The organism is Azotobacter beijerinckii, assembly GCF_900110885.1.
In the GTDB taxonomy this organism is placed as follows: domain Bacteria; phylum Pseudomonadota; class Gammaproteobacteria; order Pseudomonadales; family Pseudomonadaceae; genus Azotobacter; species Azotobacter beijerinckii.
Genome location: NZ_FOFJ01000007.1, coordinates 106,064 through 124,295, shown reverse-complemented (window position 1 = coordinate 124,295; position 18,232 = coordinate 106,064). Strand labels below are relative to the sequence as shown.

General features: G+C 70.6%; 16 protein-coding genes. 4 read left to right on the top strand and 12 right to left on the bottom strand.

What is annotated here, in order from left to right; genetic code table 11:
- Window positions 1-25: 25 nt before the first annotated feature.
- Window positions 26-415 carry a PaaI family thioesterase gene (locus BMY22_RS05790; protein WP_167363705.1) on the bottom strand — a complete coding sequence of 130 codons (390 nt, stop codon included), beginning with the start codon at window positions 413-415 and terminating at the stop codon, window positions 26-28.
- A 5-nt stretch (window positions 416-420) separates the two neighbouring features.
- On the bottom strand, window positions 421-2,736 hold the full coding sequence (locus BMY22_RS05785) for a Tex family protein (RefSeq protein WP_090620273.1): 2,316 nt from the start codon (window positions 2,734-2,736) through the stop codon (window positions 421-423).
- Between the two features lie 206 nt (window positions 2,737-2,942).
- Here BMY22_RS05785 and ompR point away from each other — a divergent pair, with 206 nt between their 5' ends.
- Both ompR and BMY22_RS05775 read left to right on the top strand, forming a co-directional pair.
- Entirely contained in the window at window positions 2,943-3,680 is a 738-nt protein-coding gene (gene ompR / locus BMY22_RS05780; RefSeq protein WP_090620271.1) for an osmolarity response regulator transcription factor OmpR, read from the top strand.
- A 70-nt stretch (window positions 3,681-3,750) separates the two neighbouring features.
- Window positions 3,751-5,064, top strand: a complete 1,314-nt coding sequence (locus BMY22_RS05775; RefSeq protein ID WP_090620270.1) for an ATP-binding protein — start codon at window positions 3,751-3,753, stop codon at window positions 5,062-5,064.
- A gap of 42 nt (window positions 5,065-5,106) precedes the next feature.
- Here BMY22_RS05775 and rimK read toward each other — a convergent pair whose 3' ends face one another.
- Both rimK and rimB read right to left on the bottom strand, forming a co-directional pair.
- Window positions 5,107-6,012: a 30S ribosomal protein S6--L-glutamate ligase gene (rimK, locus tag BMY22_RS05770; protein WP_090620268.1), complete on the bottom strand. Its 906-nt coding sequence runs from the start codon at window positions 6,010-6,012 to the stop codon at window positions 5,107-5,109.
- On the bottom strand, window positions 6,009-6,479 hold the full coding sequence (gene rimB / locus BMY22_RS05765; RefSeq protein WP_090620266.1) for a retropepsin-like aspartic endopeptidase RimB: 471 nt from the start codon (window positions 6,477-6,479) through the stop codon (window positions 6,009-6,011). Before rimB ends, rimK begins: the two co-directional genes overlap by 4 nt.
- Window positions 6,480-6,598: 119 nt before the next feature.
- Between rimB and hslR the strand changes: the two genes are divergently transcribed.
- Window positions 6,599-6,991 (top strand): ribosome-associated heat shock protein Hsp15, encoded by a 393-nt coding sequence (hslR, locus tag BMY22_RS05760; RefSeq protein ID WP_090620263.1) that lies wholly within the window; start codon window positions 6,599-6,601, stop codon window positions 6,989-6,991.
- Between the two features lie 16 nt (window positions 6,992-7,007).
- On the opposite strand, the gene BMY22_RS05755 is transcribed toward hslR, so the two are convergent.
- Together BMY22_RS05755 and BMY22_RS05750 are read right to left on the bottom strand one after the other, a co-directional pair.
- The gene (locus BMY22_RS05755; RefSeq protein ID WP_090620262.1) at window positions 7,008-7,802 is read right to left on the bottom strand and encodes a ChbG/HpnK family deacetylase; all 795 of its coding nucleotides are present in this window, start codon (window positions 7,800-7,802) and stop codon (window positions 7,008-7,010) included.
- Window positions 7,787-8,926: a GNAT family N-acetyltransferase gene (locus BMY22_RS05750; RefSeq protein WP_090620260.1), complete on the bottom strand. Its 1,140-nt coding sequence runs from the start codon at window positions 8,924-8,926 to the stop codon at window positions 7,787-7,789. Before BMY22_RS05750 ends, BMY22_RS05755 begins: the two co-directional genes overlap by 16 nt.
- A gap of 235 nt (window positions 8,927-9,161) precedes the next feature.
- Here BMY22_RS05750 and BMY22_RS05745 point away from each other — a divergent pair, with 235 nt between their 5' ends.
- The gene (locus BMY22_RS05745; RefSeq protein WP_090620259.1) at window positions 9,162-10,394 is read left to right on the top strand and encodes a GNAT family N-acetyltransferase; all 1,233 of its coding nucleotides are present in this window, start codon (window positions 9,162-9,164) and stop codon (window positions 10,392-10,394) included.
- A 52-nt stretch (window positions 10,395-10,446) separates the two neighbouring features.
- Here the strand turns inward: BMY22_RS05745 and BMY22_RS05740 are convergent, their stop codons facing one another.
- Genes BMY22_RS05740 through BMY22_RS05715 form a run of 6 tightly spaced genes read right to left on the bottom strand, consistent with a single transcriptional unit; the run spans window position 10,447 to window position 18,232 of the window.
- Window positions 10,447-12,375, bottom strand: a complete 1,929-nt coding sequence (locus BMY22_RS05740) for a hypothetical protein (protein ID WP_090620258.1) — start codon at window positions 12,373-12,375, stop codon at window positions 10,447-10,449.
- A complete protein-coding gene (locus BMY22_RS05735) occupies window positions 12,372-13,673 on the bottom strand; it encodes a lipopolysaccharide biosynthesis protein (protein WP_090620257.1) in 1,302 nt (433 codons plus the stop codon). Before BMY22_RS05735 ends, BMY22_RS05740 begins: the two co-directional genes overlap by 4 nt.
- Window positions 13,660-14,727, bottom strand: coding sequence for a polysaccharide deacetylase family protein (locus BMY22_RS05730; RefSeq protein WP_090620255.1), 1,068 nt, complete (start codon window positions 14,725-14,727; stop codon window positions 13,660-13,662). Before BMY22_RS05730 ends, BMY22_RS05735 begins: the two co-directional genes overlap by 14 nt.
- Before the next feature lie 22 nt (window positions 14,728-14,749).
- On the bottom strand, window positions 14,750-15,901 hold the full coding sequence (locus tag BMY22_RS05725; protein WP_090620254.1) for a glycosyltransferase: 1,152 nt from the start codon (window positions 15,899-15,901) through the stop codon (window positions 14,750-14,752).
- Window positions 15,894-16,859: a glycosyltransferase gene (locus tag BMY22_RS05720; RefSeq protein WP_090620253.1), complete on the bottom strand. Its 966-nt coding sequence runs from the start codon at window positions 16,857-16,859 to the stop codon at window positions 15,894-15,896. Before BMY22_RS05720 ends, BMY22_RS05725 begins: the two co-directional genes overlap by 8 nt.
- Window positions 16,856-18,232, bottom strand: coding sequence for an O-antigen ligase family protein (locus BMY22_RS05715; RefSeq protein WP_090620251.1), 1,377 nt, complete (start codon window positions 18,230-18,232; stop codon window positions 16,856-16,858). Before BMY22_RS05715 ends, BMY22_RS05720 begins: the two co-directional genes overlap by 4 nt.

The following is an 18,232-nucleotide window of genomic DNA, read 5'->3' as shown; positions in this document are numbered from 1 at the left end:
GCCAGGCGCGTCCGAAGGCCGGAGGCTACAGGCGGGCGAAGGTGGCCAGCGCCTTGGCCACCAGCTTGCCGTGCTGATGCACTTCGGCCTCGATCACCTGGGTGCGCTTGCCGTTGTGCTCGACCCAGGCGCGGCAGGTCAGCTCGCCCTCGCTGACCGGGCGGATGTAGTTGACCTTGCATTCCAGGGTGACGCTGTCCGGGGTGCCGTCGCTCAGGCTGTGGCTGGCCTGGCCCATGGCGCTGTCGATCAGCGAGAACAGCGCGCCGCCGTGCAGCTTGCCGTGCAGGTTGCGCAGGCCGTCGTGCATGGCCAGGCGCACCGTCGCCTCGCCGCCGGCGGCGGCGAGGATCTCCAGGCCGAGCAGGCGCCCGAAGGCGCTGCTCTTGCCGATGGCTTCTTCTTGCATGCTCACGGGGTTCACTTCCTCAGTTGCTTGGCGCTGGCGAACAGCGCGGCCATGGCGTTGTTCGCCGGCGCCGGTTTTTCCTGGCCGGAATGGCGCTCGCTGCGCGGGGCATTGCCGCGCGGCTTGCCGCCGCCGCGCGGACCCTCGACCTTCTCGCCGGGGGTGTCGCCCATGCGCATCGACAGGCCGACGCGGTTGCGCGGGATATCCACCTCCATCACCTTGACCTTGACGATGTCGCCGGCCTTGACCACCTCGTAGGGGTCCTTGACGAACTTCTCCGACAGCGCGCTGATGTGCACCAGACCGTCCTGGTGCACGCCGATGTCGACGAAGGCGCCGAAGTTGGTCACGTTGGTCACCACGCCCTCGAGGATCATCCCCGGCACCAGGTCCTTGAGGCTTTCGACGCCGTCCTGGAAGGCGGCGGTCTTGAACTCCGGGCGCGGGTCGCGGCCGGGTTTGTCCAGTTCCTTGAGGATGTCGGTGACGGTGGGCAGGCCGAAGGTCTCGTCGGTGAATTTGGCAGGGTCGAGGCGCTTGAGGAAGCCCGAGTCGCCGATCAGCGAACGGATATCGCGGCCGGTGTCGGCGGCGATGCGCTTGACCACCGGGTAGGCCTCCGGGTGCACCCCCGAGGCGTCCAGCGGGTTGTCGCCGTTCATCACCCGCAGGAAGCCGGCGGCCAGCTCGAAGGTCTTCTCGCCCAGGCGCGGCACCTTCTTCAGCTCGGTGCGGCTCTTGAAGGCGCCGTTGGCGTCGCGGTAGGCGACGATGTTGCCCGCCAGGGTCGCGTTGAGGCCGGAAATGCGCGCCAGCAGCGCGGCCGAGGCGGTGTTGACGTCGACCCCGACGGCGTTCACGCAGTCCTCGACCACCGCATCCAGCGAGCGCGCCAGCTGCAGCTGGGAGACGTCGTGCTGGTACTGGCCGACGCCGATGGCCTTGGGCTCGATCTTCACCAGCTCGGCCAGCGGGTCCTGCAGGCGCCGGGCGATCGACACCGCGCCGCGCAGCGACACGTCGAGTTCGGGGAATTCGCGGGCGGCCAACTCGGACGCCGAGTACACCGAGGCGCCGGCCTCGCTGACCATGATCTTGGTGAGTTTCAGCGCCGGGTGCTTCCTGATCAGCTCGCCGGCCAGCTTGTCGCTCTCGCGGCTCGCCGTGCCGTTGCCGATGGCGATCAGTTCCACCCCATGCTTGGCGCAGAGCTTGGCGAGGGTCGCCAGGGTGCCGTCCCAGTCGTTGCGCGGCACGTGCGGGTAGACGGTGGCGGTGTCCAGCAGCTTGCCGGTGGCATCCACCACGGCGACCTTGCAGCCGGTGCGCAGGCCCGGGTCGAGGGCCAGGGTCACCCGCGGGCCGGCCGGGGCGGCGAGCAGCAGGTCGTGCAGGTTGCGGGCGAACACGTTGATCGCCTCGCTCTCGGCCTGCTCGCGCAGCTCGCCGAAGAGGTCGGTTTCCAGGTGGGTGTAGAGCTTGACCTTCCAGGTCCAGCGCACCACCTCGGCCAGCCACTTGTCGGCGGCGCGGCCGCGGTTGTCGATGCCGAAACGCTCGCCGATCATACCTTCGCACGGATGCATGCTGCCGGGCAGTTCTTCGCCGACCTTGAGGGCGACGCTCAGCACGCCCTCGTTGCGCCCGCGAAAAATCGCCAGGGCGCGGTGCGAAGGCGCGCCCTTGAGCGGTTCGTCGTGCTCGAAGTAGTCGCTGAACTTGGCGCCTTCCTGCTCCTTGCCGGCGACCAGGCGGGCGCTCAGGGTGGCTTCGGTCTTGAGGAAGCCGCGCAGCCGGTCGAGCAGGGTGGCGTCCTCGGCGAAGCGCTCCATGAGGATGTACTTGGCGCCTTCCAGCACGGCTTTCACGTCGGCGAAGCCCTTCTCGGCGTCGACGAAGCGCACCGCCTCGGCCTCGGGGGCCAGCTCGGGGTTGCCGAACAGCGCGTCGGCCAGTTCGCCGAGGCCGGCCTCCAGGGCGATCTGGCCCTTGGTGCGGCGCTTTTGCTTGTACGGCAGGTAGAGGTCTTCCAGGCGCGTCTTGGTGTCGGCCAGCCCGATCTCGCGGGCCAGTTCCGGGGTCAGCTTGCCCTGTTCCTCGATGCTGGAAAGGATCGCCGTGCGCCGCTCCTCCAGCTCGCGCAGGTAGCGCAGGCGCTCCTCCAGGGTGCGCAGCTGGGTATCGTCGAGGCTGCCGGTGACTTCTTTGCGGTAGCGGGCGATGAAGGGCACGGTGGCGCCCTCGTCGAGCAGCGCCACGGCGGCGGCGACCTGTTGCGGGCGGACGCCGAGTTCCTCGGCGATACGGGCGTTGATGCTGTCCATATGACTTCCTGCATGGGCGGGGGAAGGTGGCCGCGGCGGCCACAGGGGAGCGCGATTATAACGGCCGGGTGACGGTGCGGGGCGGCGCGGTGCGCCTTGCTGACGATGGCGATGCCGCGGGGGCGGGTAAAATCTGCTAACAATGGTTGGCCGCCGCTTTCCCCGGGCTGCGTCATAATTGCGCACGATCGTTGCCAGGAGTCCCGATGAACAGCACAGTCAGCGCCGCGCCGGAAGGCGAAAAGATCCTCGTCGTCGACGACGACCCCCGCCTGCGGCATCTGCTGGAGCGCTTTCTCAACGAGCAGGGCTACCGCGTGCGGGCGGTGGAGAACGCCGAGCAGATGGACCGCCTGCTCAGCCGCGAACTCTTCAACCTGCTGGTGCTCGACCTGATGCTGCCCGGCGAGGACGGCCTGTCCGCCTGTCGGCGGCTGCGCGAGAGCGACAACCGGGTGCCGATCATCATGCTCACCGCCAAGGGCGACGAGAGCAGCCGCATCCAGGGGCTGGAGCTGGGCGCCGACGACTACCTGGCCAAGCCGTTCAACCCCCGCGAGCTGCTGGCGCGGATCAAGGCCGTGCTGCGCCGCCAGGTGCCGGTGGTGCCGGGCGCGCCGGCCGGCGAGGAGGAGGTCGTGCGCTTCGGCGACTACCGGTTGTCCCTGGCCACCCGCGAGCTGACCAAGGGCGACCAGGTGCAGATGCTCACCACCGGCGAGTTCGCCGTGCTCAAGGCGCTGGTCCAGCACGCCCGCGAGCCGCTGACCCGCGACAAGCTGATGAGCCTCGCCCGCGGCCGCGAATGGGACGCCCTGGAGCGCTCCATCGACGTGCAGATCTCGCGCCTGCGCCGGCTGATCGAGCCGGACCCCTCCAAGCCGCGCTACATCCAGACCGTGTGGGGCGTCGGCTACGTGTTCGTCCCGGACGGCAACCGCTGAACGATCCCGCCATCGCCGGCCGGCCGTCCGGGCCGGCGCCCCGTTCGCGCGTTCCGCTGGTAGTGCCCCGATGAAAACCCCGCTCTGGTTCCCGCAAAGCTTCTTCGCCCGCACCCTCTGGCTGGTCCTGATGGTGGTGCTGTTTTCCAAGGCGCTGACCCTGGTCTACCTGATGATGAACGAGGACGTACTGGTGGATCGCCAGTACAGCCACGGCGCCGCGCTGACCCTGCGCGCCTACTGGGCCGCGGACGAGCGGGACCGCCCGCGCATCGCCGAGGCGGCCGGGCTGGTGCAGGGCGACTCGGAAAACGTGCCGCCCGGCGAGTACCACTGGCCGTACAGCGAGATCTTCCAGCGCCAGATGCAGGGCGAGCTGGGCCCGCAGACCCTGGTGCGGATGCGCTCCCAGCCGAGCCTGGCGCTCTGGGTCTATGCGCCCAACCTGGGGCCGGACTGGCTGCGGATTCCCATGTACCCGCACCCGCTGCGCGGCCAGCGGATCTGGAGCGTGCTCGGCTGGCTCTTCGGCATCGGTCTGTTCTCCACCGCCGCCGCCTGGATCTTCGTCCGCCAGTTGAACGCGCCGCTCAAGCTGCTGATGTTCGCCGCCCGGCAGATCGGCCAGGGCCGCAGCGTGCACCTGCCGGTCAGCGACACGCCGAGCGAGATGACCGAGCTGTACCGCGCCTTCAACCAGATGTCCGCCGACGTCGAGCAGGCCGCTCGCGAGCGCGAGCTGATGCTGGCCGGGGTGTCCCACGACCTGCGCACCCCGCTGACCCGCCTGCGCCTGTCCCTGGAACTGCTCGGCAGCGACGCCGAGCTGACCGAGGACATGGTGCGCGACATCGAGGACATGGACGCCATCCTCGACCAGTTCCTCGCCTTCATCCGAGACGGCCGCGACGAGCCGGTGGAGCAGCTCGAGCTGGGCGAGCTGGTGCAGGAGGTGGTGACGCCGTTCAACCAGAACGGCGAGCGGGTGCGCCTGTGCCTGCGGCCGATTCCGCCGTTCCCCTTGCGCCGGGTGTCGATCAAGCGGTTGCTCGGCAATCTGGTGCAGAACGCCCTGCGCCACGGCGGCGAACAGGTCGAGGTCGCCGCCTACGTGGCCGGCGACCAGGGCTCGCCCTACGTGGTGCTCAGCGTGCTCGACCGCGGCGCCGGCATCGACCCGGCGGAGATGGACGAGATCTTCAATCCCTTCACCCGCGGCGACCGCGCCCGCGGCGGGACCGGGACCGGCCTGGGCCTGGCCATCGTCAAGCGCATCGCCGCCCAGCACGGCGGCAGCGTCGAGCTGCGCAACCGCCCGGGCGGCGGCCTGGAGGCGCGGGTCTGTCTGCCGCTGGGGCTGGTGCTGCCGCGCGACGCGGTGTGAGCAGCATTCGCCGGGACAACGCAGGCGTTGTCCCGGCCCGGTTCAACCCTTGCCGCGGGTCCGCGTCATCCCGTACTCGGCGTTTTTTTCCAGGTATTCGATGATCATCCCCGCGACGTCCTTGCCGGTGGTGGTCTCGATGCCTTCCAGGCCGGGCGAGGAGTTCACCTCCATCACCAGCGGGCCGTGGTTGGAGCGCAGGATGTCCACGCCGGCGACGTTGAGGCCCATGATCTTGGCCGCGCGGATCGCGGTGGAACGCTCCTCCGGGGTGATCTTGACCAGGCTGGCGGTGCCGCCGCGGTGCAGGTTGGAGCGGAACTCGCCGGGCTTGGCCTGGCGCTTCATCGAGGCGATGACCTTCTCGCCGACCACGAAGCAGCGGATGTCGGCGCCGCCGGCCTCCTGGATGTACTCCTGGACCATGATGTTCTGCTCCATGCCCATGAACGCCTCGATCACCGACTCGGCGGCCTTCTGCGTCTCGCAGAGCACTACGCCGATGCCCTGGGTGCCTTCCAGCAGCTTGATCACCAGCGGCGCGCCGCCGACCATCTCGATCAGGTCGGGAATGTCGTCCGGCGAGTGGGCGAAGCCGGTCACCGGCAGGCCGATGCCCTTGCGCGAGAGCAGCTGCAGCGAGCGCAGCTTGTCCCGCGAGCGGCTGATCGCCACCGATTCGTTGAGCGGGAACACGCCCATCATCTCGAACTGGCGTAGCACCGCGCAGCCGTAGAAGGTCACCGAGGCGCCGATGCGCGGGATCACCGCGTCGAAGCCCTCCAGCGGGCGGCCGCGGTAGTGGATCTGTGGCTTGTGGCTGGCGATGTTCATGTAGGCGCGCAGGGTATCGATCACGATCACCTGGTGGCCACGCTGCTCGCCGGCTTCCACCAGGCGGCGGGTCGAGTAGAGGCGTGGGTTGCGCGACAGCACGGCGATTTTCATTGGACACCACGGAGCTTGGGGAAAAGGGGTTTGTCCTGCACGTAGGTCAGCGCCGGGTTGACCACCAACTGGCCCTGGACCAGCGCTTTCGAGCCGAGCAGCACGCGGTAGCGCATGGCCTTGCGGCAGGTCAGGGTGAACTCCACCGGCCAGGCGCGATCGCCGAGCGCCAGGATGGTGAGGATCACGTAGCGGGTCTGGGTCTGGCCGTTGGAGCTCTTGATGGTCTTGACTGCTACCAGAGGCGCCTGGCAGTGGCGATGGCGCAGTTGCACCAGGGTGCCGAGGTGGGCGGTGAAGCGCACCCAGGGCTTGCCGTCGCGCTCGAACTGCACCACTTCGGTGGCGTGCAGGGTCGAGGTGCTGGCGCCGGTGTCGATCTTCGCCCGCAGCCCGGCGACACCGAGGTCGGGCAGGTCGATCCATTCGCGCAGGCCGATCACCGAAAGCTGGTCGAAGGTCTTCAAGAAGGCAGCGCTCCACAGTCGGTGTGAGGCATTCTAATCGGCACGACCGACAACCGCACCTGTCTGCGCCGGCCCTGGCGCGGCCAGCCGGATCGGCAGGGGAGAAGTGATCCGCGATCATGAACGAGAAAGATGACGAAAAGGTACGCCTGGACAAATGGCTCTGGGCCGCGCGTTTCTACAAGACCCGGGCGCTGGCCAAGGAGGCCATCGAGGGCGGCAAGGTGCATTGCCGCGGCGAGCGCTGCAAACCCTCGAAGGAGCCGAAGGTCGGCGAGGAGCTGACCCTCCGCGCCGGCTTCGACGAGCGCACCGTGGTGATTCGCGCACTCAGCGCGGTGCGCCGCGGCGCGCCGGAGGCCCAGTTGCTCTACGAGGAAACCGCCGAGAGCCGGGTCCGGCGCGAGGCGGCGGCGGCGCTGCGCAAGGCCGGCGCGCTTGGCCTGGAAACCTCCGGGCGGCCGAGCAAGAAGCAGCGCCGGCAACTGTTCCAGTTTCGCGAGGAGCATTAGGGTCTGTCGGCGGCACTCACGCCACGGGATGCAGGGCGTCGCTGCCGGCGGCTCCGGCGCAGGCGCTGTAGGCGACCCGCGGAATGCCGCCGAGACGCCGCTCGAGCAGGGCGGCGAGGGATTCGCCGGGGGCCAGGCAGGCGTCGCCGAAGTCCTCGTCCAGGCTGCAGAGGTGGGCGATCACCTCCAGGGTGCCCTGTGCCGGCAGGGGCTGGTCGCGCAGATCGGCCGGGGTGCAGACGTGCTCGACGCCGCGTCCGGCCAGCCGGCGCAGGCGGCGGTTGAGCAGCGTTTTGAACAACCGCTTGAGCGGGTCGAGGTTGGCGCCCAGGTTGCGCGCCTGGCGCAGCGGTACGCCCTGGGCGGCGGCGAAGCGCGCCAGCTGCTCGCCGATCGGCCAGATGTTGTGCACGTGCTGGTGGGAGTCCAGATGGGTGGGCCGGACCCCGTGGTCCAGGCAGCGCTGCCACTGCGCCTGCAGTTCGTCGTCGATCGCCGTGCGCGCGGCGGGGGCGAGCCACAGGCGATGGCGCGGCAAGCACAGCGCGAACTCGCCGGAGGCGTTGCAGAAGCGGCGCTGGGCGGCGATGGCACTGCTCAGCGGGCGGCCGCAGGTGAGGTTGACGTGCAGGCCGACCCGGCCGTGCAGGCCTTCGGCATGGATCAGCGCGCAGGCATGGGTGAACGCCGGCATGTTCGCCATCAGGGTGGCGGAGCTGATCAGGCCGCGGCGGAAGGCGCGGACGATGACGGCGTTTTCCTCGCGGTCCAGGCCGAAGTCGTCGGCATTGACGATCACTCGGCTGGGCATGGCTGCTCTCCGTTGCTGCCGGCGGGCCGGGCCACGATGCCCGAGCGGCGGGCCTTCAGGCGGCTCCAGAAGCGGTGGGCCAGGCCCAGGGCGATCCCGCTCGGGCGCCAGGAATAGAGGCTCCAGCGCAGCTGCAGGACCTCGCCGGTCAGGCGCTCGTGCAACTGATGGCTGGAGCCCTGCAGGCTGACCCGCGAGGCGTCGATCCACTGCCAGCCGTCTTCCAGTCCCCAGCGGACCCATTCGTCCAGCAGCAGGCGGCCGCTGCCGAGTTCGGCGTACTCGGGGAGGAAGGCCAGGTTGTAGTCGTAGAGCCGGCCGCGCTCCAGCAGCCCGAGGCGGTAGCTGATGCAGCGGCCCTGGTGTTCGAGCAGCACGACGCGCACCAGCCCGGCCGCGGCCAGGGCGCCGAAGGCCTGGTGCATCCACTGCTGGCGCTGCGCGCCGGAGAAGATCCCGACGCCCTGTTCGCCCTTCCAGCTGGCTTGTTCGACGGCGCCGATGGCTTCCAGCACGGCGCCGATGGTCTCGCCGTCAGGGGTCAGGCGACGTACCCGGGCATCGCAGGCGGCCGCGCGCTTGCGCGCCCGGCGCAGCTTGTAGCGCAAATCGCCTGAGGGTTCCCGGCGGTCGGCCTCGCCGATCGCATGCACCGGCACCCGGCAGCTTGGGCGCCGCTCGTGGGTCGAGCTGGCCGCGGCCCAGTGTTCGAGCAGCGTTTCCTGCTCGCCGCCGGCCGTCAGTTCGTGCAGTTGCAGGAGGGCATGGGGGAGCCGGCGGTGGATGGCCGCCCGCGTTTGACGCCGGCCTTCCTCGTCGAGCCGGCAGAGCAAGGCGATGCGGTCGCTGAGCGGGTGGCCGAGATGGCGCAGCACCGTCCAGCGCAGGCCGAAGCGGCGTTCGCGGGCGCAGACCAGCGGCAGGCACAGGCGCAGCTCGCTTCCCGTCCACGCCAGCAGCACATGCAGCGTCTGGCCCGGCTCGAGGGCGCGTTCGGCGGCCTGTAGCCAGCCGAGGTGGTTGAACGGGGTGGCCTGCGGCACCTGGGCGCGAAGCCTGGCGTAGGCTTCACGGGGAAAGTCGGCGGCGGAAAGGGTGCTACTCCATTGAAAGCGACAGTCCATGATGGGGTCCGTTATCAGTCGTTTCCCGCTTGGCTTGTTGTAAAGCAGCGTAGCAGCTGCCCGGACGGACAGGCCGACGGACTGAATAACGCTGATACGTTTCCCCGCTTCCGGGAGACGGGTGGCTGTCTATAGTCCTGAACGGACCGGCCGTATGGCGGTCCGGTTTCTTACCTCGGGACGACTTTGACGCTGCGCCGGGCAACCTCCCGGCCGGCTGGGCAGGAAGCGCGAAATGACTCCTCGGAAAGTCTTCGACCTCGACGCCACCGCGCCTTTCTACGGCGGTTACCGCATCGTGCTCGCCCGCTCGCCGGAGGCTATCGGGCCCTGCCTGGAGGGCTGGGAGGCGCTGGCCCGCGAGGCTGCCGAACCCAATGTGTTCTATTCGCCCTGGGCCCTGCTGCCGGCCCTCGAACACCTGGTCGGCGACAAGCGCTTCGCGCTGCTGTTCCTGGTCCGCCAGGGCGGGGCGGAAGAGGGACCGGTGCTGGACGGCTTTTTCCCGCTGTTCGAGCCGAGCGGTTGCGGCCTGTTGCCGCGGACGGTGGCGCGGATGTTCCGCCACCGCTACTGCTTTTCGGTGACGCCCCTGGTGCGCCGGGGGCGCGAGCCGGCGGTGATGCGCGCCTTCCTGCGCTGGCTGCACGCCCATCGCCGCCAGTACCCGTTGCTGTTGCTGCGCGATGCGCCCGCCGACGGTCCGTTGGCCGCGGCCTTGCGCACTGCCCTGGGCAACGAAGGCCTGCGCTGCCACGAGGGTGCCCGGCGTTCGCGCGCGCTGATCGAGCCGGGGGACGATGCCGAGCGTTACCTGGAGCGCGCCGTGTCGGCGAAGCGGCGCAAGGAATACCGGCGTCTGGGGCGGCGCCTGGCCGAACTGGGCGAGCTGCGCCTGCGGGTGCTGCAACCCCGGGGCGAGGATCTTCAGGCCTGGCTATCGGCCTTCCTCGCGCTGGAGTCGAAAGGCTGGAAGGGCGAGTCGCGCTCGGCCCTGGGCTGCCGGACGGCCTGTCGACGCTACTTCGAGGCGGTTGCCACGGCGGCCTATGCGCGGGGCCAACTGATGATGCTCGAGTTGTCCCTGGATCGCCGGCCGCTGGCGATGCTCTGCGATTTCCTCGCCCCGCCGGGGGCCTTTTCCTTCAAGGTCGCCTTCGACGAGGACTACGCCCAGTATTCCCCCGGCGCGCTCCTCGAACTCGAATGCATCCGTCTGCTTCACGCGCTCAAGGATCAGGGCGTCCAGTGGATGGATTCCTGCGCGGCGCCGGAGGGCGGCCTGAGCAACAGCCTGTGGCTGGAGCGCAAGCCGCTGTGCACCTTCGTGCTGAGCAGCGGCTCGCCGCTGGCCGATCTGTGGATCGACCTCTACCCCTATGGGAAGCGCCTGAAGGGATGGTGGAAGCGGCGCCAGGAGCGGCTGTCGGACGGGTGGCCGAGCGGGTCGCGCACGGCCGGCGGTTGACGGCTGAAGTGCCGGCTACCGGGCAGCTTCCGGCGTTTCGGCTGGCTCGGGCTCAGGGCGTCTCCCACTCGAGGACGAAGAGGGTTTCTCCCGGCAGGCTGAAGCGCCACGGCCGTCCCGTGCAGTCCAGGGTGCCCTCGGCGGGTTGGGCCGTCGCGCCCAGCAGGTGCAGGCGGGGCGCCTCCCGGGCGCTGCAGGTCGCCAGCGGCTCGCCCTGCAACTGAACCTCCTGCCGCCGCGGCGCCTTGTTCACGCCGAACAGAACCACCCGCCTGCCCGTGCGCATGGCCAGCACGTCCACCTCGAAGGCGTCGTTGTCCAGGCGCAGGACCTGTTCCTGCCAGTGCCGCTGCATGAAGGCCATGGCCTCGCCGACCGGCTTGAGGACGTAGCGGCCGTCGCCGGCCAGGCCGATCATGCCCTTGGGGTGGTTCTCGTTGTCGGTGGCGGGGAACCAGTCGAGCAGCTCCAGCAGGCCGTCCTGGGCCGCGTTGACCACCACCGAGGCCCACCAGAGCGCAGCGATCCCGGTTTCCTGCTCGTAGGGGCTGACGCTGTTGCCGCTGGACAGGTTGGTCTGCTCCAGCAGCAGCGCCTTGCGCGGCCGGCCGTGGGCGTCGAGACCGACCAGTTGCGCGGCCTGGCGCACGGCGTCGCGGTAGACGCCGGTGGCGCGCAGGTCGCGGACCATCCATTCGTGCCAGGAGAGGGCGTCGACCCACTCGCCGTGTTCGGCCAGCAGCTGCCGTGCCCAGTCCAGGCCGCGCCGCGCGGCGGCGCCATCGAGGCTCGGGCCGTTGATCAGGCGCGAGGAGGACGGCAGGGCGAGGCGCACCCCGGCCTCGCGGGCGCCGGGATACGCGCGGACCAGCGGGGCCATCCGGGCAAAATAGGCGGCGAAGCTGGCGTAGTCGGGGTAGTTGAGGTTGGGCTCGTCGGCCAGGGCGAGGTAATGGGTGCCCACGCCGCCGAGGGCGACGATGCCGTCGAGCCAGGCCTTCAGCCCGCCGCGGCTCATCTCGTCGGCGGCGAGCAGCGGTCGCCGGCCGCTTTGCGACAACAGGGTGATGTCGGTATGGATGCCGTAGCGGTTCAGGTACAGGGGGCGGAACTGCTCCTCGCGCCTGGGGTCGCGGGTCATCGCATCGACGAAGCTGTAGTAGCTGGCGGCGCGCGGCGCCAGCTTGGCGAGCAGCTCGGGCGCCTCCGGCGGCGTGTAGGGCAGGGCCACGCCGAGTTTCGGTGTCGGGCCGAGGACCTCGTCGTGCAGTTCGAGCCCGACGTTGCCGGGGGCGAACTCGGGGCCGAACAGGTGCTCGGGGCGCTGGGCGAACAGGTTGGCGCTACCGTCCAGCCAGAAGGCGGCCTTGCCGCGCCCCTGCAGGACCAGGCTCCAGAGCTGGTCCTCGGCCGACACGGGCAGCTCGAGACGGTCGCTCTGGCTGTACTCGCCGTCGCGGGACAGCGGCAGGTAGAGGCTGCGGCCGTCGCTCGGGCGTTCGGCATACAGTCCCTCGACGCCCCCGTGGTACTTGCCGGCCAGCACCGCGTGCTCGCCGGCAAGTACCCGGAAGTACAGGCGCGTGCCGGGCGGCAGTTCGGCGCAGAAGTGCAGCTTGACCGGCTCGAACAGCGCGGCGGTGTCGTCGGCATGCCGGACCCGGTAGCGGCGGAAGCTGTAGCCGGGGATCTCCAGGCGCTGGTCGCCGTCCTGGCGGTGCAGCGCCCAGCGCTGCCGGCCGTGGGTTTCCCCGGCGGCGATGTCGCGCCGGGCCAGCAAGCGCCCGTCGCCGGCCTGCAGGTAGAGGTGCTCGGCATTGGCCTCGGCCTGCCAGGCCGGCTGCCAGTCGATCTGCAGGCTGTCGTCCCGCGGGGCGCGCAGGTACAGCGCACCGTCGCGGATGCCGGGCCACTCCTGGGCCTGCGCCGGCAGCAGCGCACCGAGCAGCAGGCCGCCGAGCAGGGCGGATCGCCCGTTCATGTCGCCGGCCTCAGTTGCGCGCGGAGCAGGCGCAGGTCGCTGGGCAAAATCAGCAGGGTCTGGCCGATGGCGATGCCGCTGACCCGTCCGTAGAGCAGCAGCATGGCCAGGGCAAGGGCGGTGTAGGCGACCGACGAGGCGATCGCCGCGCCGACGATGCCCCAGCGGGGGATCAGCAGCACCGCCAGCAGGAGATCCAGCGCCGCCGCGCCGCCGGCGAACACCGAGAGGGTGCCGGGCCGCTCCTTGCCGAGCAGGTCCAGGTGCAGGATGCTCGAGTAGCACAGGCTGAACATGCCGGGTAGCAGGGCCAGCAGGGCCGGGTAGGCCGGCTGGAAGGCGCTGCCGAAGAGCGTCACGATCAGCCACTCGCCGATCAGCGCCAGACCCAGGCAGGCGGCGAGCATCGCGGTGCCGGTCAGGCGCAACGCCAGCGGGGTGAGCTGATCGATGCCCTCGCCCTGCTGCAGCAGGCGCTTCATCAGCGGCGTGGTGACCGCTTCGGGGACGATGGACAGCAACTCGGCGGCGGCGGTGGCCATGGCGTAGTAGCCGAGCCTCTCGCTGTCGAGCAGCAGGCCGATGAGCAGGTAGTCGGCGCGCATCAGCAACTGCTGGAACAGCACGTCGGGGTGGCTCCGGCTGCCGAAGCGCAGCAGCTCGCCCTGGCTGCCCGAGTCCCAGCGCAGGCGGATGTTGTGGTAGCGGGCGAGCAGGCAGAGGCCGACCGCCACCACCAGGGCCAGGCCGCCGAGCCAGCTGATCAGCGCGGCGCTCAGCGCGGCATGCGGCCACATCCAGAACAGGGCGAGGAACAGCAGCAGCGGCACCAGCGACTCCAGCAGGCGCAGGCCGTTGAAGGTGCCGACCCGGCCGTCGGCGTTGTGCAGGGTGAGCAGGGCGCTCTTCAGTACGAACAGCGGCACGGCCAGCAGCAGCAGCCAGGCGAAGGGGCCGAGCTGGTGCATGATCGCCAGGTCCTGGCCGAACAGCTGCATCATCTCCACGCCGAACAGGGTCGCCAGCGCCGAAGCCAGGCAGCCGTAGATCAGCATCAGCGTCAGCAGCAGCCCCATCGGATGCTGGCGCGCGGCCTGGTAGCCCACGGCGGTGTTCAGCCCGCCGCTGGTGATCGCGCCGATCAGCTCCGGCAGGGCGCCGAGCAGGGCGAACAGGCCGCGATCGGCGGGGCCGAGGATGCGTGCCAGCAGCACGTTGCGCAGCAGGCGCAGGGCGAGCATCGCCAGCTTGGTACCGATACTGAGGATCAGTTGGCGGATATAGTCATTCGACTTCATTGCCGCATTCCTGCAGGTCGTTGCTCTGCGCCGCAGGCGCCGGTGCGCCCGATTGACGGGCGCCTTGCAGGAGGCGCCAGCCGAGCAGGGAGGGCTGGCAGGCGATCCGGTGGCTGACGCCGATGCGCGGCAGCGACAGCGAGGCCGCCTGCCGGCTGAAACGCAGTCCGGTGCGAGTGCCCAGCGCCTGGCTGTAGCCGTGCCGCCGGAGCGCGGCGCAGACCCGCGCGTCGTGGTCGCCGTTGGGATAGCAGTAGACCGGCAGCGGCGCCTGGCAGTGCGTGCCGATCGCTTCGTGCGAGCGCCGCAGCTCGGCCTCCAGACTGTCGTCGTCGAGGCCGGTGAGAATCGCATGGCTGGCGCCGTGCGGGCCGAAGCGGATCAGCCCCGAGGCCTCCATCGCCTGCACCTGCTGCCAGTCCAGGGCGTGCGGCTCGGGCGGGCTCGGGCAGCCGTCGGCGAGTTCCTGCAGGGTCGCCGCCGACAGGCCTTTCAGCTGCTGCAGGAACTGCTCGAGGGCCTGGCTGCGCCGCTGCCCGGCGCTCGCCGTGCGCAGTTCCTCCGGCAGGCTCAGGTGCTGTCGCAGCCGTTCGCCGAGCTGCTCGCGGGCCTCCTCGCCGAAACTGCCCCAGAGGGTTTCGCCGATGGCTTCCCACCAGAAGCGTTGCGGGCTGCCGATGAAGTCGGTGGAGAGGAAGATGCTCGCCGGCAGCCCGTGCTCCTGGAGCAGCGGAAAGGCATGCAGGGCGTTGTCGCGCCAGCCGTCGTCGAAGGTCAGGGCCAGGCGCGGCGGCCCGTTCGCCGGGCCGCTCGGGTCGAGCAGTTCGGCGAGCGGCACGCAGTCGAAGCGGCGCTTGAGCCAGCGCAGCAGGTTCGCGAAGGCCGGTTTGCCGATGCACAGGGCGTTGCGGTGCGGCAGGGCCGCCTGCGCGTCGTCGGCCACCACCCGGTGCAGCATCAGGATGGTGTCGGTCCCGCGCAGCAGGCGCTGCCCGGCGGGGGTGTTGAGGCAGAGCCAGCCGGTGCCGGCCTTGATCAGCTGCTTGAGTGGCATGGGGCTTCCTTAGGGTTAGACCCTAGCGGTTTTGTTGTGGATTCCAGTGCCGATAGCGCCGCCCGCCGAGGAACTGCCAGACGCCGGCGCTCATCGCGGCCAGGGTCACCAGCAGGTAGGCGGCCAGGTGGAAGGGTTTCGGCAGGTGTCGGCGCTGGCCGAGCAGGCCGATCACCGCCAGCCCGTAGCCGGCGAGCTGGGCGAGCAGGGCGAGGCGGTAGAAGACGCCGGCGTTCCACAGCCAGAAACTGCTCAGCAGCAGGGGAATCAGCAGGATCGGCGCGAGCCGGCGGATGAGCTTGTGGGTGAGCAGGCCGAGGGCGAGCAGGCCGTGCCGGCGCGGGTCGAGCAGTTCGCGGCGGTGGGCCAGGCTGCGCAGGCCGCGGGTGGTGATCCGGCGGCGGCGACGGAACTGGTTGTCGGCGCTTTCCACGCCGGCATCGGCGACCCGGGCGGCTTCGGCGAAGACGATGCGTTGCCCGGCCACCGGCGCGCAGGTGCTCAGGAAGAAGTCGTCGGTGACATCCGCCGGCACCGTCTGGAACAGGCTGCGACGCAGGGCCTGCAGCCCGCCGTCGGCCGAGGCCAGGCAGCCGGTGCGGCTTTCCAGGCGGCGCAGCCAGGATTCGTAGGCGCGATAGAGCCGGTCGCCGATGGCCAGCGCCCGGCCTGCGGCGGGGAGGGTCACGTTGCCGATGGTGGCGCCGACCTGCGGGTCGGCGAAGGGGGCGATCAGCGGGCGCAGGGTGTCGCCGGTCCACAGGGTGTCGGCGTCGCTGAACACCAGGATCTCGCCGTCGGCCACCGCCACCGCGTCGTTCAGCGCTCCGGCCTTGCCGCTGCGCGGCAGGTCCAGCACCAGGATGTCGTCCCAGGGGCGGAGCTGGGCGACGCGCCGGGCCAGCGCCACGGTGGCGTCGCCGGAGCCGTCGCTGGCGACGATGATCTGCCGCCGCTCGCGCGGGTAGGCGTCGTCGAGCAGCGAGCGCAGCTTGGCCACGATGTTCCGCTCTTCGTTGTAGGCGGCGACGATCACGCTGACCCGCGGTAGCGCCTGCGGCGCGCCGGCCGGCGCGGGGCGGCGGAACTGGGCGTACAGGGCCAGCAGGGCCGGGTAGCCCAGGTAGGCGAGGAGCGGCAGGAGCAGGCACAGCCAGAAAGTCGCTTCAGCCACGGGAAGGCCTCCGTGCGTTCAGATCGACCAGCCCCATCAGCAGGGCGATGCCGGCGACGTGCAGGCGCAGCCAGTGAAGCACCGTGAGGCGCACCGCCAGCAGCGGGCGCTGTCGGGTGTAGCGGTGGCGCAGGGTCAACAGGACGGCCGGCAGCCAGCCCAGCGCGAAGGCGCCGAGGGCGGCGGCCGGCTGGCCGAGCAGCAGGCCGAGCAGCGCCAGCGCGTCGAGCGCCCAGTGCCCGGCCGCGAGCAACGGGAAGCGCAGCCGGCGCAGGCTGGCGCGGCCCTTGCGCAGCAGTTGGGCCTGACTGCTCTGCCGCCAGAGTTCCTTGCCCAGCCATTCGCCCCAGCTGCTTTCGAAGCCCCAGTTGAGCACCGTGGGGGCGGGCAGGCTGAGCAGGCGCGCGCCGGCCTGGCCGAGGCGCAGGCCGAGGTCCTTGTCCTCGCCGCTGCGCAGGCGCTCGTCGAAGCCGCCGACGCGCTCGAACCAGGCGCGCTCCAGGCACAGGTTGGCGGTCGGCAGCCAGTCCAGCAGCGCCGGCCGGTCGCGCTCGGCGGCCAGCCGCTGCAGCCAGGCGCGGGCGTACCAGGGCGCCTGGGGGGGCGCCTGGTGGAGCAGGCCGAGCACCTCGGCGCGGTCCTCGGCGCGCACCGCGCGCCAGGTGGTCAGCCAGTCCGGGGGCATCTCCATGTCGGCGTCGAGGAAGGCCAGGCAGTCGCCGCTACTCGCCGCGGCGCCGCGGTTGCGCAGGGCGCCGATGCTCATCCCGGGACAGTCCAGCACCCGTGCGCCGAGGCGGCGGGCCAGCGCCTGGCTGCCGTCGCGGGAGCCGTTGTCCGGGACGATCAGCTCGTACTCGAGGCCGGCCTGTTCGGCGGCGCGCCGCGCGGCCTCGAGGGTGCGGCCGAGCCGGGCGGCTTCGTCGAGGGTCGGGACGATGATCGCGATCCGTTTCATGGCCGTGCTCCGGCGGCGTCGTCGTCGGCCTGCAGGCGCAGGACGCTGGTTATCCCGAGCATCACCCAGAGGTACTTGTGGCTCGGCACGCTGAGGAAGAACAGGAAGCAGGCCAGCGCCAGGCAGGACAGGCCGAAGTGGGTGGCCAGCGCCGCCCGTTCGGGATCGCCGCGGCTCAGCCAGTGACGGCGGGCGACCTGGCAGTTGCGCAGGCCGAGCAGCAGCAGGCCGGCGAACAGCAGGCCGCCGGGCAGGCCGATCTCGCTGAACATGCTCAGGTAGGTGTTGTGCGCTTCGCGGAACAGTTGCGTCGGTATGGGCTGGTTGGCGAAGGCGATGGCGTAGCCGGTCCTGGCGAAATGCAGGGGGAAGGTGCCGGGACCGCTGCCGAGCAGCGGATGCTCGGCGATGATCTCGCCACCCACCACCAGGTAGGCGCTGCGCCGGGCCAGGGAGTTGTCGGCGTGGGACTTGACCCCGGACTTCAGGCTGGTGAGGACCTCCAGGCGCTGGATGAAGCTTTCCGGCAGCAGCGCAGGGCTCAGCGGCAGGACGATCGCCAGGGCGAGGATCAGCCAGCCGAGGTGGCGGGTCAGCAGGTGTTTCACGCCGTCGCGGTAGTGCCAGGCGGCGATGGCGGCGGTCAGCACCACCACCAGCAGGCCGGAGCGCGAGCCGGTGCGGCCGAGAGCGGCGAGCAGCAGCACCAGCTGCGCCAGCCATAACAGCCGTTGCGGCCAGCGCGGCGCACGCAGCGTCAGGAGCAGCGCCAGGGGGAAGGCGACGCTGATCAGCAGGGCGAAGTAGTTGGGGTCGGAGAGCAGGCCGATGGCCCTGCCGTCCGGCTGGTGGCTGGCGGAGGCCAGGGCGACCACGCAGGTGCTGGCCACCGACAGCACCACCGCGCGGGCCAGGGCCGGCAGGTCGAGGTCGTGGCCGAGCAGCACGCTGAGGGCGAACAGCACCAGGCCGACGGCGAACTGGCGCAGGTGCTGCAGCGACAGGCCAAGGTCGCTGCTGAACGCCAGGCTGAGCAGGTAGCAGGCCAGGAAGGCCAGCAGCACCGGCCACAGGTTGCTGCGCAGGCGCTGTGCCGGCAGCTGGCGCAGCAGCAGTTGCAGTCCGGCGATGGCGATCAGCGCCAGGCCGAGCAGCTTGTTCGCGGTGACGCCGCCACCGCCGGCGGCGGCGAACAGTCCTTCGAAGGGCACCAGGGCGACCAGCACGAGCAGGCCCCAGACCGGTTTGCGGTAGAGCAGGGCAAGGCCGGCGAGGGCGGGAAGGGCCAGTGGCGCCAGATAGGGATAGGGGCTGGCCAGGAGCAGCAGGCAGGCCAGGCCGAGCAGCAGGGCCAGGGGCAGTACCAGGGGCAT

Coding starts and splice junctions, on each gene's coding strand:
- BMY22_RS05785 (WP_090620273.1), bottom strand. CDS start 2,736: ATGGACAGCATCAACGCCCGTATCGCCGAGGAACTCGGCGTCCGCCCG.
- ompR (WP_090620271.1), top strand. CDS start 2,943: ATGAACAGCACAGTCAGCGCCGCGCCGGAAGGCGAAAAGATCCTCGTC.
- BMY22_RS05775 (WP_090620270.1), top strand. CDS start 3,751: ATGAAAACCCCGCTCTGGTTCCCGCAAAGCTTCTTCGCCCGCACCCTC.
- rimK (WP_090620268.1), bottom strand. CDS start 6,012: ATGAAAATCGCCGTGCTGTCGCGCAACCCACGCCTCTACTCGACCCGC.
- hslR (WP_090620263.1), top strand. CDS start 6,599: ATGAACGAGAAAGATGACGAAAAGGTACGCCTGGACAAATGGCTCTGG.
- BMY22_RS05755 (WP_090620262.1), bottom strand. CDS start 7,802: ATGCCCAGCCGAGTGATCGTCAATGCCGACGACTTCGGCCTGGACCGC.
- BMY22_RS05750 (WP_090620260.1), bottom strand. CDS start 8,926: ATGGACTGTCGCTTTCAATGGAGTAGCACCCTTTCCGCCGCCGACTTT.
- BMY22_RS05745 (WP_090620259.1), top strand. CDS start 9,162: ATGACTCCTCGGAAAGTCTTCGACCTCGACGCCACCGCGCCTTTCTAC.
- BMY22_RS05740 (WP_090620258.1), bottom strand. CDS start 12,375: ATGAACGGGCGATCCGCCCTGCTCGGCGGCCTGCTGCTCGGTGCGCTG.
- BMY22_RS05735 (WP_090620257.1), bottom strand. CDS start 13,673: ATGAAGTCGAATGACTATATCCGCCAACTGATCCTCAGTATCGGTACC.
- BMY22_RS05730 (WP_090620255.1), bottom strand. CDS start 14,727: ATGCCACTCAAGCAGCTGATCAAGGCCGGCACCGGCTGGCTCTGCCTC.
- BMY22_RS05720 (WP_090620253.1), bottom strand. CDS start 16,859: ATGAAACGGATCGCGATCATCGTCCCGACCCTCGACGAAGCCGCCCGG.
- BMY22_RS05715 (WP_090620251.1), bottom strand. CDS start 18,232: ATGCCCCTGGTACTGCCCCTGGCCCTGCTGCTCGGCCTGGCCTGCCTG.